Raw genomic sequence first — 325 nt, forward strand, 5'->3', positions numbered from 1 at the left:
GCCTCGTTGGGCGTCGTTTCATTGAGGAGAACGGAACCGCCGGGCAAAAGCGCATCGTAGACCGCGGAAAGCACGAGCGGCACGTTTTCAGCGAAAGCGAGTCCTTCCGGAAGAATCGCCCAGTCAAAATGTCCTGCAGCAGAAGACTGGCCTTCGAGGAACTTCTCAAAGCTCATGAAGGAGAGGCCCGGCACATGCGCGAGCTCGGCCTTCGCACGCTCGACGGCACGCGAATCCGCAAATACGGCGCAGAGCTCGTCGGCCTGCGCCATGGCATCGCGAATGCCCGAAAGCATGCGCCCGCCGGCCGCCGCCACGTATAGAC

General features: G+C 62.2%; 1 protein-coding gene. It reads right to left on the reverse strand.

The window, feature by feature from the left end:
- A partial coding sequence (locus H6A60_RS12935; RefSeq protein WP_205105271.1) for a hypothetical protein occupies positions 1-325 on the reverse strand: 325 nt, incomplete at both ends.

Source organism: Sutterella massiliensis (assembly GCF_016899755.1).
Classification (GTDB): Bacteria; Pseudomonadota; Gammaproteobacteria; order Burkholderiales; family Burkholderiaceae_F; genus Sutterella; species Sutterella massiliensis.